15 protein-coding genes and 1 pseudogene are annotated in these 15450 nt (G+C 69.1%); 11 read left to right on the top strand and 5 right to left on the bottom strand.

Annotated features, from left to right (window positions below; genetic code table 11):
• Positions 1–96: 96 nt before the first annotated feature.
• A complete protein-coding gene (locus ACWCOV_RS00005) occupies positions 97–600 on the bottom strand; it encodes a hypothetical protein (RefSeq protein ID WP_449826967.1) in 504 nt (167 codons plus the stop codon).
• Between the two features lie 187 nt (positions 601–787).
• Between ACWCOV_RS00005 and ACWCOV_RS00010 the strand changes: the two genes are divergently transcribed.
• Positions 788–2893, top strand: coding sequence for a galactose oxidase-like domain-containing protein (locus ACWCOV_RS00010; RefSeq protein WP_449826968.1), 2106 nt, complete (start codon positions 788–790; stop codon positions 2891–2893).
• On the opposite strand, the gene ACWCOV_RS00015 is transcribed toward ACWCOV_RS00010, so the two are convergent.
• A complete protein-coding gene (locus ACWCOV_RS00015) occupies positions 2890–3213 on the bottom strand; it encodes a hypothetical protein (protein WP_449826969.1) in 324 nt (107 codons plus the stop codon). The two genes, ACWCOV_RS00010 and ACWCOV_RS00015, sit on opposite strands and share 4 nt — an antisense overlap.
• 137 nt (positions 3214–3350) lie before the next feature.
• Between ACWCOV_RS00015 and ACWCOV_RS00020 the strand changes: the two genes are divergently transcribed.
• The 6 genes and pseudogenes from ACWCOV_RS00020 (at position 3351) to ACWCOV_RS00045 (ending at position 8921) form a co-directional block, all read left to right on the top strand.
• Complete coding sequence (locus ACWCOV_RS00020) at positions 3351–5270, top strand: histidine kinase (protein ID WP_449826970.1); 1920 nt, start codon at positions 3351–3353, stop codon at positions 5268–5270.
• Positions 5258–5908, top strand: a complete 651-nt coding sequence (locus ACWCOV_RS00025) for a response regulator transcription factor (protein WP_449826971.1) — start codon at positions 5258–5260, stop codon at positions 5906–5908. The genes ACWCOV_RS00020 and ACWCOV_RS00025 overlap by 13 nt, the downstream gene beginning before the upstream one ends.
• A 33-nt stretch (positions 5909–5941) precedes the next feature.
• Positions 5942–7075 carry a DNA polymerase III subunit beta gene (dnaN, locus tag ACWCOV_RS00030; protein ID WP_449826972.1) on the top strand — a complete coding sequence of 378 codons (1134 nt, stop codon included), beginning with the start codon at positions 5942–5944 and terminating at the stop codon, positions 7073–7075.
• Positions 7076–7167: 92 nt separating this feature from the next.
• Positions 7168–7491: pseudogene (locus tag ACWCOV_RS00035) on the top strand (YdcF family protein); the annotation flags it as partial.
• Between the two features lie 17 nt (positions 7492–7508).
• The gene (locus ACWCOV_RS00040; RefSeq protein WP_449827295.1) at positions 7509–7799 is read left to right on the top strand and encodes a hypothetical protein; all 291 of its coding nucleotides are present in this window, start codon (positions 7509–7511) and stop codon (positions 7797–7799) included.
• Positions 7800–7859: 60 nt separating this feature from the next.
• Positions 7860–8921, top strand: coding sequence for an acyltransferase family protein (locus ACWCOV_RS00045; RefSeq protein WP_449826973.1), 1062 nt, complete (start codon positions 7860–7862; stop codon positions 8919–8921).
• Here ACWCOV_RS00045 and ACWCOV_RS00050 read toward each other — a convergent pair.
• Entirely contained in the window at positions 8903–9670 is a 768-nt protein-coding gene (locus ACWCOV_RS00050) for an alpha/beta fold hydrolase (RefSeq protein ID WP_449826974.1), read from the bottom strand. The genes ACWCOV_RS00045 and ACWCOV_RS00050 overlap by 19 nt on opposite strands.
• Before the next feature lie 197 nt (positions 9671–9867).
• On the opposite strand from ACWCOV_RS00050, the gene ACWCOV_RS00055 reads away from it, so the two are divergent.
• The 4 genes from ACWCOV_RS00055 to ACWCOV_RS00070 all read left to right on the top strand — a co-directional run bounded on the left by ACWCOV_RS00055 (position 9868) and on the right by ACWCOV_RS00070 (position 13222).
• Positions 9868–10839 carry a LysR family transcriptional regulator gene (locus ACWCOV_RS00055; protein ID WP_449826975.1) on the top strand — a complete coding sequence of 324 codons (972 nt, stop codon included), beginning with the start codon at positions 9868–9870 and terminating at the stop codon, positions 10837–10839.
• Positions 10840–10884: 45 nt separating this feature from the next.
• The gene (locus ACWCOV_RS00060; protein WP_449826976.1) at positions 10885–12042 is read left to right on the top strand and encodes an NAD-dependent formate dehydrogenase; all 1158 of its coding nucleotides are present in this window, start codon (positions 10885–10887) and stop codon (positions 12040–12042) included.
• A 125-nt stretch (positions 12043–12167) separates the two neighbouring features.
• Entirely contained in the window at positions 12168–12353 is a 186-nt protein-coding gene (locus ACWCOV_RS00065; protein ID WP_449826977.1) for a hypothetical protein, read from the top strand.
• Positions 12354–12463: 110 nt separating this feature from the next.
• The gene (locus tag ACWCOV_RS00070; RefSeq protein WP_449826978.1) at positions 12464–13222 is read left to right on the top strand and encodes a GntR family transcriptional regulator; all 759 of its coding nucleotides are present in this window, start codon (positions 12464–12466) and stop codon (positions 13220–13222) included.
• A 99-nt stretch (positions 13223–13321) separates the two neighbouring features.
• Here ACWCOV_RS00070 and ACWCOV_RS00075 read toward each other — a convergent pair whose 3' ends face one another.
• Together ACWCOV_RS00075 and ACWCOV_RS00080 are read right to left on the bottom strand one after the other, a co-directional pair.
• Positions 13322–13855, bottom strand: coding sequence for a hypothetical protein (locus ACWCOV_RS00075; protein ID WP_449826979.1), 534 nt, complete (start codon positions 13853–13855; stop codon positions 13322–13324).
• A gap of 2 nt (positions 13856–13857) precedes the next feature.
• Positions 13858–15357 (bottom strand): Nramp family divalent metal transporter, encoded by a 1500-nt coding sequence (locus ACWCOV_RS00080; protein ID WP_449826980.1) that lies wholly within the window; start codon positions 15355–15357, stop codon positions 13858–13860.
• Positions 15358–15450 lie beyond the last annotated feature (93 nt).

Genomic DNA, 15450 nt, shown 5'->3' on the forward strand with positions numbered 1-15450 from the left:
AGCAGGAACTCGACGCCGCCCTTGTCGTCGACCGCCGCGTCCAGGATCTTGTCGTAGCCTGGCCGCGACCTGTCGGCCAGGCTCGTACCGCACGAACTAGTTGTTGCTCTCATCCGCGTCCAGCGGGCAGGTGTCCTCGGTGCGGTCACCGGTGAAGTCGACGTCCGGGTGCGCGGCACTGAGCAGCGCGGCAACGTTGTTGGCCGCCTCGCCGCCGTAGAACTGCGGGTCGTCGAGCACCTGCTGCAGGGTCGGGTTCGCGACGCCGCCCTTCCTGGTGCCGTTGACGTCCGGGTCGAACAGCGCGTTGTACGACTGCGTCATGTCGACGCCGGTCTCGGCCACAGCGCCCGGGTTGTTCTTCCAGAACCCAGGTGTGCAGAACTCGCCACCAGGCGGCGGCGTGGTCGGCGGTGTGGTCGGTGGAGTCGTCGTCGACGGTGGTGTCGACGGCGGCGTAGTGGTGGCTGTGGTGGTCGTTGTGCTCGTCGTACTCGAGGTGGCGCCGGCTTGGGACACGAAGCCCATGCCGAGAACGCCTCCGGCGGCTACAGCGGAAACAGCGGCTACGACAGCGAGCACCCCACGGTTGCGGCCCATCTCAGGCCCCCCTCTGTGAAATCACACCGCCGGGCAGGCGCCTCGGCGGCACTCCCCCTGACCCGTCCCCACATGACGGACTTTTCGACGGTACGACTCCGGTTCCCCGTTGACCAGAGGTCGTGGATCTCACACACTGACCCCAGCGATCGCGCCATGATCGCGTCTGCTGCAGGGGGGACCTGTCATGCGCACTCGTGTCTCGCATGCCCGGGTGGCGATCGCCGCCGTCGTTCCGCTGGTGGTCGGCCTTGCCGCCACCGCGCCGGCCACCGCGGACCCGCCGCCGACGCCACCGGGCCACGGCCACCACAGTCACGACCACGACCATGCGGCCGAGGACCTGGTCGGCGTTCCCATGAACGAGATCGAGCGCGCCGCGAAGGCCCGGGCCGACGAGGTCCAGCGGCAGACCGGTCAGCGGCCCGGCCGCCGCTCGCCGAAGGAGCAGGCGGAGGCCGACCGGATCGCCGCGGCCGCGGACCCGGCCGCGTCCGGGACCTGGGGCGGTGTGATTCCCGCTCCCGTCGTACCGGTGTTCAGCGCCACGCTGCCGAACGGCAAGGTGCTGATGTGGGACTCCGTCGGCGAAGGTCCGGCCGAGTCGTACAGCGACCAGTCGTTCACCCGGGCCGCGGTGTGGGACCCGGTGACGAACACGAGCAAGCGTGTCGACGTCCAGGGCTACAACATCTTCTGCGCCGGGTACGCCCAACTCTCCGACGGCACCATCCTGGTTGCCGGCGGCAACCGGGACATGTCGCTCAACGGCATCCGCAAGACCCACCTGTTCGACTGGCGCACCGAGACCTGGCGCCGCGGCCCGGACATGGCCGCCGAGCGCTGGTACCCGTCGGTGACCGCGCTGCCGAACCAGGAGGCCCTCATCCAGGGCGGCGGGCCGGAGAACGCCGAGGTGCACCAGACGAACCAGTGGATCCGGCTGCTCACCGGGTTCACCACACCGTCCAGCCGGCTGTACCCGCTGCTCACCGTCCGGCCGGACGGCAACGTCGACCTGGTCGGAACCGGCCCCGTGATGCGCACGCTCCAGACGAGTGCGGCCGGCGCCCAGGTCGGCACCTCCGTCCGGGACCTCATCAACCGCGACTACGCGAGCTTCGCCACCATCCGCGTCGGCAGAACGCTGGTGGCGGGTGGCGGCGTGGTCGCCGAGGACGGCAAGGTCGGCGTGCCGACCCGCACCGCGGTGATCGTGGACTCGAACAGTACGACGCTGGCGCTCCCGACCGGCTCGATGGCCACCGGACGACGGCAGCACAACCTGACCGTCCTCGCCGACGGTGACGCACTGGCGACCGGCGGCATGAATGCGGTGATGAGCGACGGCGGGGTCAACCTCGCGAGTCCGGTGTACGCCGCCGAGCTCTACGACACCGAGACGGGTGCGTGGCGCACACTCGGCGCGGCCAACCGGATCCGGCAGTACCACTCGACCGCGCTGCTGCTGCCCGACGGCCGCGTCATGACCGGTGGTGGCGGCATCTGCGGCGAGTGCCAGCGGGTCGGCTATCTGGAGAAGAACATCGAGTACTTCACCCCGCCGTACCTGTACGGACCCGACGGACAGCTCGCCGCGCGGCCGACGATCACGTCGGCGCCGGCCACCGCGTCGTACGGCAGCCTCTTCTCGCTGACGTCGCCGCAAGCTGCGGCGATCACCAAGGTGGGGCTGGTCGGGCTGGGTGCGCCGACCCACGGCGACGACCAGGGGCAGCGGTACGTGCCGCTCTCGTTCAGTGCCACGGGTACGACGCTCACAGTCAGCTCACCGGCGAACGTCAACATCGCCCCGCCCGGCTACTACATGCTGTTCGTTGTCGACAGCAACGGTGTGCCGTCCGTGGCCAAGATGGTGCAGCTGACCGCGGCCGCACCGCCGGCCCCGGCGCCGATCCGGCTCACGATCAGCGGACCGGGCGACCGGTGCCTGGACATCGACCACAGCTCGGTCGTGCCGGGGACGAAGATCCAGCTGTGGGACTGCAACGGCACGCCGGCCCAGCGCTGGACGCGTCCGGCAGACGGCACCCTGCGGGCCCTGGGGGTGTGCGCGGACGTGCCTGGCGGCTCCCTCAAGGTGGGCGCACCGGTGCGAACCGACATCTGCAGCAGCACCGACCCGGCCCAGAAGTGGACCATCGGCGCCGACGGCCGGATCAAGTCGGCCACCAAGCCGAAGCTCTGCTTCTCGGCGCCGGGCAAGGCCAACGCCGAGCAGGTCGTTCTGGCGAACTGCAACAGCTCGCCGACGCAGCTGTTCCGCTACTAGGACGCCGGTTGGTCGAGGCGGACCTCGGGGCGGGCGCGGCGGCGGTTGCGGAGCCAGTGGCCGAGGGTGACCAGGGCGAAACCGACTGCGTAGATCATCGTGGTGAAGGTGAAGTAGCCGAGGGTGCCGTCGAGGAGCTCGTTCGACTGGTTGGCCGGGAACGCGGCGGTGGAGCCGTTGACCCACTCCATCACCAGGTTCGCGGTCTGGAACGTGTACACGTGGCTGAAGGCGACGGCGAAGATCAGGTAGGCCGCCAGCCGGTTGCGGACCAGCAGGCCGAGCGGCAGTGCGACCAGGACGGTCAGGATGGCGATCATGGTGTCCTCCAGGACCCGTAGAAGTTGACCACCACCGTCCTCGGCCGATCCGGTCCGCGGCATCGAGGCCATCGCTGGATCTGAGGCCAGTGCTGGCACTGAGTCCACCCAGCGGCGAATCGGTGCACAATCTGGCCATGAGGCTCGGGCTGATGCTGGGGGCGACGACGGTCTGCGTTGTGTCCTGGGCTGTGCTCGCCGTCGCCGCCTTCGGTCCGTCCGACGCGCGTGACGGCCCGGCCACCATCGCCGACCTGCTGGTGCTCGTCCCGCTCGGCCTGTCCTGGCTGATCGCCGTACGGGTGCCGGCCAGCCCGGTCGGGCCCGCGCTGGCCTGGCTTGCTGCGTTCCTGGTCGCCACTCCGGCTGTGGAGTCGTGGGGGGACATGAGCGGCGGCTGGATCGCGGTGATCGGCGCGGGCGTGTGGGCGTGGCAGCTGGTCGGCTTCCTGATCCTGCTGCTGGTGTTCCCGGACGGCCTGCGCTGGAAGGTGCTGTTCTGGCTGGTGCCGACCGCGGCTGTGCTGATGACCGCTGCCTTCGTCGTGACGATGAACTACCACGACATGCCGCCGGCTCACTCGCCGGTCGCCGTACCCGAGGCACTGTGGATGCCCGTGATGTTCGGTGCCCTGGGCATCGTTCTGGCGGTCAGCGTGGCATGCATCGCCAGCGTGGTCGTCCGGTACCGGTACGGCGATCAGCGGACCAGGCAGCAGTTGCGCTGGCTCATCCTGGCCGCCGGAGCCGTTGTGGTGCTGATGGTCGCGAGCTGGGTGGTGACCACGCTCGGCTGGGTGGGTCAGGGCGCGTACGCCGGGTTCCTGCTGGGCATCGTCGTCCTCGTGCCGGCCGCGGTGACCATCGCGATCCTGCGCCACGACCTCTTCGAGATCGACCGCATCCTCAGCGACTCGGTCGCCTGGGTGCTGACCGCTGTGGTGGCCGCGCTGATGATGGCCGGCCTCGTGATCGGCATCGGCTACCTGGCCGGACGCGAGTCGGCAGCAGGACTGACCGCATCGGTGTTCCTGGTCGCGCTGGTACTCCTCCCGCTGCACCGGTGGTTCCACAACGCCGTCGGGCGGGTCATCGACCGGGACCGCGTCGTACTGCTGGAGCGGATCAGAGGATTCGTCGACCAGGTCCGTGACGGCTCCGCCGAGCCGGAGGCCGTCGAGCAGGTGCTCCGAGATGCGGTGAGCGACCCACAGCTGTCGCTGCTGCTGACGAGCGTCGACGACGGCCGGTACGTCGATTTGTCCGGTGAGCCGGTGCCCGTTCCGCAGGACGCCGTACAGGTGCCGTTGCGGACGGCCGACACCGACATCGGGCTGGTGGTGTTGAGTGACGCGTCGGCACGGCAGCTGCGACGCGTCCAGCTCGCGGCGTCGGCCGCTCGACTGCCGATCGAGGTCAGCCGGCTGCGGCTGGGGTTGCGCCGGGCTCTGCAGGAGGTGGACGACAGCCGCAACCGGATCGTCGCCGCCACTGTGGCCGAACGCCGCCGACTCGAGCGTGACCTGCACGACGGCGCCCAGCAACAGCTGTTGGCGATTGGCATGCAGCTACAGGCCGCCCAGCGCCAACTGCCACCAGAGCACCCGGTGCGGAATGAGCTGGATGTGGCCGTCGAGCGACTGGAGCAGACGGTCCGCGAACTGCGTCGCCTCGCGCACGGGGTCCGTCCGGCGAGCCTGGACGACGGTCTGGCCACGGCACTGCGTCGGCTGGCCCCTGACTCCCCCATCCCCATCCACTTCGCCGTACCCGACGTGATGCCGCCGGAGCTGATCGCCACGACCGCGTACTTCGTCGTCGCCGAGGCGGTCGCCAACGTGCTCAAGCACGCGCAAGCCACCCGGATCGATGTCGTCGTGCGGGAGGCCGACCATCAACTGCACGTGTCGGTGACCGACGACGGCGTCGGCGGTACGCCGTCCAACGGCCTCGTCACGTTGCGGGACCGGGTCGACTCCGTCGGCGGTCACCTGACCATCTCCAGCCCAGCACAATCCGGTACGGCGATCGAGGTGGTGCTCCCGTGCGTGTCCTGATCGCCGAAGACTCCGTGCTGTTTCGTGAAGGCCTGGTGCGCTTGCTGACCGAGTCAGGGCATGACGTGGTCGAGACGACGGCTACTGCGGACGGTCTGCCCGAGCTGGTCGACGTACTCCGGCCAGACATCGCGGTGATCGACGTACGGATGCCGCCGACGATGACCGACGACGGAGCCCGGGCAGCGCATCTCATCAGGAAGGCTGCACCCGACCAGCCCATGCTGCTGCTGTCGCAGCACGTCGAGACCAGGCACTCGGTGCACCTGGTGTCGACCGGCGCCTTCGGCTACCTGCTGAAGGACCGCGTGCTCCGAGTGATCGACTTCCTCGACGCCCTCGAGCGCGTGGCCGCAGGCGGCTCCGCTCTGGACCCAGACGTGGTCGCAGCCCTGCTGGCGGCCGACGACGGAGGCCTCGGCAAGCTGTCAGCCCGCGAGCGCGAGGTCCTGGCGCTCGCCGCCGAGGGCCACTCGAACGCAGCCATCGCAGCCCGCCTCGTCATCACCGAGCGAACCGTGGAAACCCACGTCCGCTCCGTCTTCCAGAAACTCGACATCCACGAGTCGGCCCTGAGCCACCGCCGCGTCCTGGCCGTCCTGGCCTACCTGCGAACCGGAAATGTCGGAGGTGGGTGATTGGGTGGAAGCTGCCGATGGGGAGGAGTGGGTGTGAAGGTTCGGGTTGGGCGTGAGGTGCTGGCCGAGGCGATCGGCTGGGTGGCGAAGGGGCTGCCGAGCCGGCCGAGTGTGCCGATCCTGGCCGGGATGCTGGTGGAGGCGGGCGACGGGCAGGTGACGCTGTCCGGGTTCGACTACGAGAGCTCGGCGCAGGTGAGTGTGCCGGCCGAGGTCGCCGACGAGGGACGCTACCTGGTGTCCGGCCGGTTGCTGGCCGATATCTGCCGGAGCATGCCGCGGGACTCCGTGGAGCTGAGCGGCGACGCGGCTCGGGTGCAGGTGAGCAGCGGGAGCTCGCGGTTCGTGCTGCAGACCTTGCCGTTGGGTGAGTATCCGGCGCTGCCGGAGCTGCCTGGGGCGACCGGAGTGGTGAGTGGGGAGGCGTTCTCGCGTGCCGTGCACCAGGTCGTGAGTGCGGCCGGGCGGGACGACACCTTGCCGGTGTTCACCGGGATCCGGCTGGAGATCCGCGGGCCGAAGATCGAGCTCCTGACCACCGACCGGTACCGGCTCGCCGTGCGGACCGTGGAGTGGGAGCCCGTCGATCCGGGCGTCGAGGCCAACGCCCTGGTGCCGGCCAAGATGCTCGCCGACGTGTCCAAGGCGATGGCGGGCCACGACGTCACGCTCGCGCTCGGTTCGACCCGCACAGGGGACGGGTTGATCGGGTTCGAGAGCGCCGGCCGGCGGGCGACGAGCCGATTGATCGACGGCGAGTTCCCGAAGGTTCGCAGCCTGATCCCGGCGCCGGCCGCGATCACCAGCACCGTCCGGGTGGAGACCGCGGTGCTGGTCGAGGCGGTGAAGCGGGTCGCGTTGGTGGCGGAGCGGACGACGCCGATCCGGCTCACCATCACGGACGGTACGGCGACTTTGGACGCCGGCAGCGGGGACGAGGCTCAGGCGTCCGAGTCCGTCGAGGTCGCGCTGACGGGCGAGCCGGTGTCGACCGGGTTCAACGCGGGCTACCTGCTCGACGGACTGGCCTCGATCGGAGCCCCGGTCGCGCATTTCGCCTTCACCCAGCCGACCAAGCCCGCCAACCTCACCGGCCTTCGCTCCCCGGACGACGAGCCGTCCGGCGACTCGGCGTACATCCTGATGCCCATGCGCCTGCCAAGCTGATGGCAAAGGCTGTGACGCCGCCGGCTGAGGCGCTGATCGGACGGTACCTCGCCCGGCGGGACGAGATCGCCCCTGCCGACCGCATCGCGCTGATGGGCTCCGCCGTCCTCGAGTCCGTCGAGACGGCGGCCGAGCTGTATCACCAAAGCCTGGCTCCACAGATCCTGATCAGCGGCGGCATCGGCCACTCGACGCACCACCTCGAAGAAGCGGTACGACGACGCGGACTCGACGTCCACACCACCGGGCGCCCCGAGTCCCACGTCTTCCGCGACCTGCTCATCACCAGGTACGGCGTACCGCCCGAGTCCATCGTGGTCGAGGACAAGTCGACCAACTGCGGCGAGAACGCACACCTGACCCGGCAGCTCGTCGACCGCCCGGAGACCCTCCTGCTGATCCAGGACCCGACCATGCAACGCCGGACACACGCATGCTTCGAGCGCTCGTTCAGCGATCTGCCCGGGACGACGTTGATCAGCCACGCACCGCTCATCCGTGGATCGGGCCGGACCACGTCAGCGCCGGCCCGGCCCTCCCCGAGATCTGGAGCCCCCGGCGATTCACGGAGCTCGTCCTCGGCGAGATCCGCCGGCTGCGCGACGACGCCGACGGCTACGGCCCACGGGGCCGCAACTTCATCGACCACGTCGAGATCCCACCGGAGGTGCTTGCCGCGTACAACCATCTCGCCGCGGAGCACCCCGGCCTCATCCGTCAGTAGCACGCCGGGATCACGCCGTGGGCTGACGATTGCGGCGGCCGAACGCGGTCTAGTAGCTGGGTGGAACTCGAGCATCCTCCAGCGCGGCTGTACGAGATCGACCTGCTACGGATCATCGCTGCCGTCTCGGTGATGACGTACCACTACGTCTTCTCGGCGTATGCCGGCGGCCTCGCGCCGACCCACTTCCCGCACGCCGACCTGATCGCGCGCTACGGCTACCTCGGCGTCGACCTGTTCTTCACGATCAGCGGTTTCGTCGTCCTGCTCAGCGCCTGGGACCGCACCCCGCGAGCGTTCCTGGTCTCCCGGGCCGTTCGGCTGTACCCGGCGTACTGGGTCGCCGTCACCCTCACGACGGTCGTCTCGGTCACGCTCAGCCAGGGCCGCTTCCCGGTCTCGCTCCCGCAGTACCTGGCGAACCTGACCATGTTCAACTCGGTGCCGAACATCGAGAACGTCGACGTCGTCTACTGGACCCTGTGGGCCGAGCTCCGGTTCTACGCGATGATCCTGGTCCTCACCGCCATCGGCATCACCCGCCGCCGGGTCACCGTCTTCCTCTGGGCCTGGCTGGCCGCGACGTTCGCCTTCGAGGCCGGCCTGTTGCCGTCCGCAACCGATCTGGTCCTGAACACCCAGTTCGCGCACTACTTCATCGCCGGTATGGCGCTCTGCCTGATCAACCAACATGGCGCGAAACCGCAGTACCTCCTGATCGTCGGCATCGCGCTGGGCAACGCGATCTTCCGGGGCATCGGGTTCGCCGACCGGGTCGGCGTCCGCTACGGCACCGAGATCCACCGCCCGGTCGTGGTCGCCGTCATCGTGCTGATCTTCGCGGTCCTGCTCGCGATCGCGATGCGGCTCACCCAGCACCTGGGCCGCCCGTGGTTCGCGGTCCTCGGCGCGCTCACCTACCCGCTGTACCTGATCCACGCGCACCTCGGGTTCATCGTGTTCGAGCGGCTCGGCGACCAGGTGAACCATGTCCTCCTGGTCGCCGCCACGATGACCGTGATGACCGCCGCGGCCGCCGCCCTGCACTACTGGATCGAGCGACCGCTGGCGCCGGGCCTCAAGCGCGTCCTGTCCGGCAGACGTCAGCCAGCGATGAAGTAGCCGGTCAGAACAGCAGCAAGCGTCTCCGGCGGGAGCGTGTGGAACGTCCCGTCGTGCCCCTCCGCCGTACCGTTCGGCAATGCGGCCACAGCCTCCTGCACGGCCAGCTGCATCCACTCCGGACTCGCGTTGCTGTACAGCCCGAGCACCGGCGTGGAGATCGACGACAGCAGCGACACGGGTACGGCGCTGTCCCGCATCTGCAGGCCGTCGTACACGAGGGTGGGCGCCATCGCCTCCAGCCCGGCCCACATCGGCGTCTCCCGGATCTGGTCCACGACCTCCTTCGGCTGACCGACCGCCTCCACCATGAACAACTCGGCCGCACCGCCGGGGTTTCCGGCGTCGACGTACTCCTGCAGCCGCTCGAGGTACCGCTCCGGCGCCGGCGGCGCGCCCTCGACGCGGAACGGCGGCTCCATGATCGCCACCTTCTCGAACGGCAGCCCGGCCTGCAGCAGCACCATCACCCCGGACGAGAACGCGCAGGCGTACCGCGCCCCGGTCGCCGTCCGCACGGCGTCCAGGTCCTCCCACTCCCGCTCGACCGCGTACGGCGTCGTGTCGCCGGAGTCACCGCGGCCACGCCGGTCGTAGTTCACCACCGTGAACGCGCCGGACAACGCCTCGGCGTACGGCGCGAAGAAGGACCGGTCGGTGAACGCGCCGGCGATCAGCACCAGCCCCGGACCGCTGCCGACTGCGTCGTAGGCGATCTCGGTGCCGTCGTTCGAGACAACTTTCTCCATCACCCTGCTCCTTAGGAAAACGGGACTTCCTACTCATCCGTCGAACGAGCCCGTCTCGATTAGACCAGCACTGATGTGATCCACGTCACACGACAAGGGCGCGACCCGCCAGCCCTTCCCGGAGTCAGGTGACGTCACTACAGTTGGATTATGTATACAGACGACTGGTATGCGGTCCACCGCCAGGCCGGGTCCTGATGCTGCTCCGCCAGCTGGAGTACCTCGTCGCCCTGGCCCGGGAGAAGCACTTCGCCCGGGCGGCGGACGCCTGCTACGTGTCCCAGCCGTCGCTGTCCGCCGCGATCCGCAAGCTCGAGCAGGAGCTCGACGTGCCGATCGTCCGCCGCGGCCGCCGGTTCGAGGGCCTCACCCCCGAGGGTGAGCGGGTGCTGCTCTGGGCGCAGCGGATCCTCGCCGAGCAGGACGCGCTGCGGCACGAGCTGTCGGTGATGCGCGGCGGCCTGACCGGCACGCTCCGGCTCGGCGCGATCCCGACCGCGATGCCCGTCGTCTCGCTGCTCACCACCCCGTTCTGCGAACGGCACACGAACGGGAAGGTCACCATCGAGTCGCTGTCCTCGCGCGACATCACCCAGAAGCTCGCCGAGTTCGACCTGGACGTGGCGATGACCTACCTCGACGACGACACCCTCGGCCACGTCCGCAAGACCCCGCTGTACGAAGAGCGCTACCTGCTGCTCACCCCGCAGCACACCGCGCTCGCCGAGTTGCCGATGGCAACCTGGGCGCAGGTCGCCGAGCTGCCGCTGTGCCTGCTGTCCCCGGACATGCGCAACCGGCGGATCATGAACGGCTACTTCACCGACGACGGCGTCACCGCGGCGCCGTCGATCGAGAGCGACACGGTCTCCGGCCTCTACAGCCACCTGCACGGCAACCACTGGTCGACCGTGATCTCGCACGCGTGGCTGCACATGTTCGGGGTGCCCGACGGCATGCGCGTCGTACCGCTGAAGGGCCCGGCGCACGGGCCGCGGGTCGGCCTGGTGATCGCGGCCCGCAGCCCCGAGCCGGTGCTCGCCCGCGCGCTCCTCGACGTCGCGCGGCAGGCCGGCGTCCACAACGCGCTGGACGCGCTGCTCGACGTGCACTTGATGGGTTCTGGCTATCTCGACATAGCAAGCAAGTCTTTGACCGCCGGACCGTGACGCGGCAAGTGTGGAAGTCCCTTCACCACAAGGAGATTCCACACCATGGCCAAGATCCTGTGCGTCCTGTACGACGATCCCGCCGGCGGCTACCCGACGTCGTACGCGCGTGACGACATCCCGGTGATCGACCACTACCCCGGCGGCCAGACCGCGCCGACCCCGAAGGACATCGACTTCACGCCCGGCCAGCTGCTCGGCAGCGTCTCCGGCGAGCTGGGACTGCGCGACTTCCTGGAAAGCCAGGGCCACACGCTGGTCGTCACCTCCGACAAGGAGGAGGTGCTGGACCGCGAGCTGCCCGACGCCGACGTGGTGATCTCGCAGCCGTTCTGGCCGGCGTACCTGACCGCCGAGCGGATCGCGAACGCGCCGAACCTCGAGCTCGCGATCACCGCCGGCATCGGCTCCGACCACGTCGACCTGGACGCGGCGATCGCGCACGGCGTGACCGTTGCCGAGGTCACCTACTGCAACAGCATCAGCGTCGCCGAGCACGTGGTGATGATGACACTGAGCCTGGTCCGCAACTACCTCCCGTCGCACCAGGTCGTGCTGGACGGCGGCTGGAACATCGCGGACTGCGTCGCCCGCTCGTACGACCTCGAGGGCATGCACGTCGGCACCGTCGCCGCCGGCCGGATCGGTCTCGCCGTACTGCGCCGGCTGGCGCCCTTCGACGTGAAGCTGCACTACACCGACCGGCACCGGCTGCCGGAGTCGGTCGAGCGCGAGCTCGGCCTGACCTTCCACCCGGACGCGGCCGACATGGCGCCGCACTGCGACGTGGTGACGATCAACGCGCCACTGCACCCGGAGACCGAGGGACTGTTCGGCGACCAGCTGCTCGGCGCGATGAAGCGCGGCGCCTACCTGATCAACACCGCCCGGGCGAAGATCGTCGACCAGGACGCCGTCGACCGCGCCCTCCGGAGCGGGCACCTGGCCGGGTACGCCGGTGACGTCTGGTACCCGCAGCCGGCGCCGGCCGACCACCCGTGGCGGACGATGCCGCATCACGGAATGACACCGCACATCTCCGGATCGTCACTGTCGGCCCAGGCCCGGTACGCCGCCGGCACCCGGGAGATCCTCGAGTCCTGGTTCGCCGGCACCCCGATCCGCGACGAGTACCTGATCGTCGACGGCGGCCGGCTGGCCGGAACCGGCGCGCGCTCCTACTCCACGAAGGCGCGCGTGTAAGCGGGATCACGTCGTACGTAACCGGGATCACGTGAGACGCGGGCATAACCGGTCAGTACGCCTGGTTGAATGTATACAGAAGGCAGAATTCAAGCAAGCTCCCACGAGGAGCAGGAAGGTAGACAATGATCTTCACGCGTAGGTTCGGTGCTCTGGCGGCTCGCCCGCAGTTCCCGGATGCTCCGGAACTGCAGGAGGAGCTGAACACTCCGGTCGACCTGGACGCCGAACTGGCCCGGCTGACCGCCGGCGACGTCCGGCTCACCTCCGGCGACGACGACCGCCGCCGGGCGGACGAGTCGGCCGCCTGACCGGCTCCCGGAATCCCGGGGCCGAAAACCATATGTTCGGTCATGGCACTTGGTAGACTGTCTACCAAGTGCCATCCTGATCCCTCAGCATTTGTTCCGGGAAGGACCTCATGACGACCATCAGCGCGGGTACCAGCGATCCCGTCTCCCCCGGTGTGCGGCACGTCAAGCGCCCGACGCCGTTGCGGGAGTCCGTCTACGAGGCCCTGACCGAGATGATCATCGACGGCACCCTCGAGCGCGGCCGGCACCTCGTCGAGGTCGAGCTGGCCGGCATGCTCGGGGTGTCCCGGCAGCCGGTCCGGGAGGCCCTCCAGCGGCTCAACAACGAGGGCTGGGTGGACCTGCGACCGGGCTTCGGCGCGATGGTGCACGTCCCGGCCGAGGACGAGGTCGACCAGTTGCTGGCGGCCCGTGCGGCGCTGGAGTCGGAGTCCGCGCGGCTCGCGGCCCGGCACGCCACGAAGGACGACGTGGCCAAGCTCAAGGACCTCTGCAAGGTCGGCACGGCGTTCCACGAGGCCGGCGACATCGACGGCGCCGTACGGACGAACGGCGAGCTGCACAGCCTGATCACGCAGATGTCCGGCAACAGGTTCCTGGTGGACTTCGCGGCCCAGGTGGACCGCCGGGTCCGGTGGTACTACACGCCGGTCGCGCCGGTGCGCGGCGCCGCGTCCTGGCGGGAGCACAACCGGCTGGTCAAGGCGATCAGCGAGGGTGACGAGGACAAGGCCGCGCAGACGATGCGCGAGCACACCGAGCACACCCGCAAGGCCTACCACGACCTCCAGGCCGCCAACGGCCCCGACGAGAGCGCCCCGGAGACCGAAGCGGCTCCCCGGCGCCGCCGCCGTACGACGACCTGACCCCGCGACACAACTCGAGGGGATATCCGACCGGGTTGTGCCTTCTCCCCTCGTACACCACGGGAGAAGGCACAACATCGGTGGATATCCCCTCGAACGTCAGGCCAGCTTCTTCTTGCGGCCTCGGCCGGTGGCGGCCTTGCGGGCCTCCAGCGCGGCGGCGAGGTGCGCGTACTGCTCGACGGTTCGCCTGGCGTAGATGTTGCGATCCAGGATGCGCGGCCACCAGTGGCGGCCGAGTTGCTCGTGCATCCAGAGGAAGCCGATCGCGAAGCCCATGCTCACCAGGGCCCGGAAGGCGAGGAACTTCCACGGCTCGGGTGGCAGTCCCGGCGAGCCGGCCACCACCCACTCGGTCACCACCGAATGCACCAGCAGGGCGAGCGGGAAGCCGATCACCCAGTAGACCGCCGCCGGCGCGAACACACCGGCGGGGACTTTGCCCAGCGCGACCAGTACGGCGTACCCCGCGCCGAACAGGACCAGCGGGACGCCGAGACCGAGGCCGGTCGCGACCGCCCAGCCGAGGGGCTGGCCGACGAACGCGGCCAGCCCTCCGGCGATGACTCCGGCCGCGGCGCCGACCGCGGCGGCCGGGACCGAGAACTCCGCGAGCTGCTTCAGATCGGCCATGATCAGTCCACGACCACACCGAAGCGGATCAGGCAGTAGAACAGCAGGCCGAGGTAGAACACCGCGCCGAACCCGATGATCACGTTCCGCACCGGACCCGGCCGGATCGGCTTGGGCAGCAGCATGTTGTTCACCAGCAGCAACACGATGCAGTAGGCGCCCATCGCGAACGTGGACAGGAAGGCGAGGATGTCCAGGATGCCCGCCGGACCGTCGGCCGGCCCGAACAGCAGGATCAGGATGCCGAAGGTGATCACGCCCCAGAGGAACCCGGCGTACAGCCTCGACATCGAGAACCGCTTGGCCCCCGGCACGAAGTAGTACGTCATGTCCGCCTGGCCGCGGGAAAACGAGTCGAACAGACCGAGGGTCGCGTTCAGCCCGATCAGCGCGATGAAGCCGAAGAACAGCGTGCCGAGGATCGGGCTGCCGGCCGACGCGAACGCGTCGGACATGGCCTTCAGCGCCGCCTCCCGGTCACCGCCCTCGATCAGGCTGGCCACGTTCGGGTTGGTCCGCGCCGCCGACATGGCCAGCACGGTGAACGAGACCGTCACCAGCATGGTGATACCCCAGAAGAGCAGCAGCGCGTCGAAGGTGACCCACTTGCGCCAGCCCTTCCACTTCTGCATCTCGGCCGGGTCGTCGGTGTCGAACATGAAGCCCCGCGACGGCATCGACTCGGCCTCGCCGGCCGATCGCAGACCGCGGATCTTCGGGATGTGCGACCCCATCGCGGCGCCGCTGTCGCGCAACTGCAGGGTGTACCACATCTGCTGCATACCGGACGGGCCGGCGAACGCGATCGAGCCGACCACGATCGGGAACCACGCGTCGGTCAGCGCCTTGTCCGGGAAGTACCCGAACGCGAACATCCCGGACAGGGTGTTCGCCAGGTCGTCCCAGCTGCCCACGATCGCCGCGATCACCGACGTGCCGACCACCAGCAGGCCGATCAGCAGGCCGAGCAGCTTCTCGAGGAAGTTGTAGATCACCGAGAGCATGCTGAACAGCACTCCGACGAAGATCAGCGCGACGCAGGCCGAGACCTGCCAAGGTATGCCGCTGACTTCCTCGAACGCGGCGGCGCCGGCCGACAGGTGGCCGGGCCACATGTAGATCAGGATCGCCGCGACGTAGAAGAACCACATCATCGGTTTGAAGATGCGGGCCGCGCCGAAGAAGATGCTCTCGCCGGTGGCCATCGCGTACCGGGCCATCTCCAGCAGCACGAACGCCTGCAGTGTGACGCCCACCATGAACAGCCAGCGGATGTCCGGCCCGAACACCAGGACGAGCCGGGGCCACATGTAGGACTCGCCCATGCCGACGCCCAGCGCGACCAGGAACACGGTCGGGCCCAGGATGTGCAGCGACGGCGGAGCGTCCGGCAGCTTCCGGATCGGCATCGGTTCGAGCCTGCCCGCTTTCCAGACCTTCTCGGTCACAGCTGCCGCGGCCGGCCCTTCGGGTACTTCTGAGGTGTTGCTTGTGACGTCCAAGGCGGACTCCTTAGATCGACGCCAACTAGCGGATCAAGGGCGTGGCGGACGATTCCGCGCAGTAGGCGGGGAATCGTCCGGTACGCCCTACTC

Source organism: Kribbella sp. NPDC002412 (assembly GCF_053592935.1).

What these genes read in the sequence shown, in the direction of transcription:
- ACWCOV_RS00055 (WP_449826975.1), top strand. Translation starts at nt 9,868, where the DNA reads ATGCTGCTCCGCCAGCTGGAGTACCTCGTCGCCCTGGCCCGGGAGAAG.
- ACWCOV_RS00020 (WP_449826970.1), top strand. Translation starts at nt 3,351, where the DNA reads ATGAGGCTCGGGCTGATGCTGGGGGCGACGACGGTCTGCGTTGTGTCC.
- ACWCOV_RS00065 (WP_449826977.1), top strand. Translation starts at nt 12,168, where the DNA reads ATGATCTTCACGCGTAGGTTCGGTGCTCTGGCGGCTCGCCCGCAGTTC.
- ACWCOV_RS00005 (WP_449826967.1), bottom strand. Translation starts at nt 600, where the DNA reads ATGGGCCGCAACCGTGGGGTGCTCGCTGTCGTAGCCGCTGTTTCCGCT.
- ACWCOV_RS00070 (WP_449826978.1), top strand. Translation starts at nt 12,464, where the DNA reads ATGACGACCATCAGCGCGGGTACCAGCGATCCCGTCTCCCCCGGTGTG.
- ACWCOV_RS00010 (WP_449826968.1), top strand. Translation starts at nt 788, where the DNA reads ATGCGCACTCGTGTCTCGCATGCCCGGGTGGCGATCGCCGCCGTCGTT.
- ACWCOV_RS00050 (WP_449826974.1), bottom strand. Translation starts at nt 9,670, where the DNA reads ATGGAGAAAGTTGTCTCGAACGACGGCACCGAGATCGCCTACGACGCA.
- ACWCOV_RS00060 (WP_449826976.1), top strand. Translation starts at nt 10,885, where the DNA reads ATGGCCAAGATCCTGTGCGTCCTGTACGACGATCCCGCCGGCGGCTAC.
- ACWCOV_RS00075 (WP_449826979.1), bottom strand. Translation starts at nt 13,855, where the DNA reads ATGGCCGATCTGAAGCAGCTCGCGGAGTTCTCGGTCCCGGCCGCCGCG.
- ACWCOV_RS00040 (WP_449827295.1), top strand. Translation starts at nt 7,509, where the DNA reads ATGCTTCGAGCGCTCGTTCAGCGATCTGCCCGGGACGACGTTGATCAG.
- ACWCOV_RS00015 (WP_449826969.1), bottom strand. Translation starts at nt 3,213, where the DNA reads ATGATCGCCATCCTGACCGTCCTGGTCGCACTGCCGCTCGGCCTGCTG.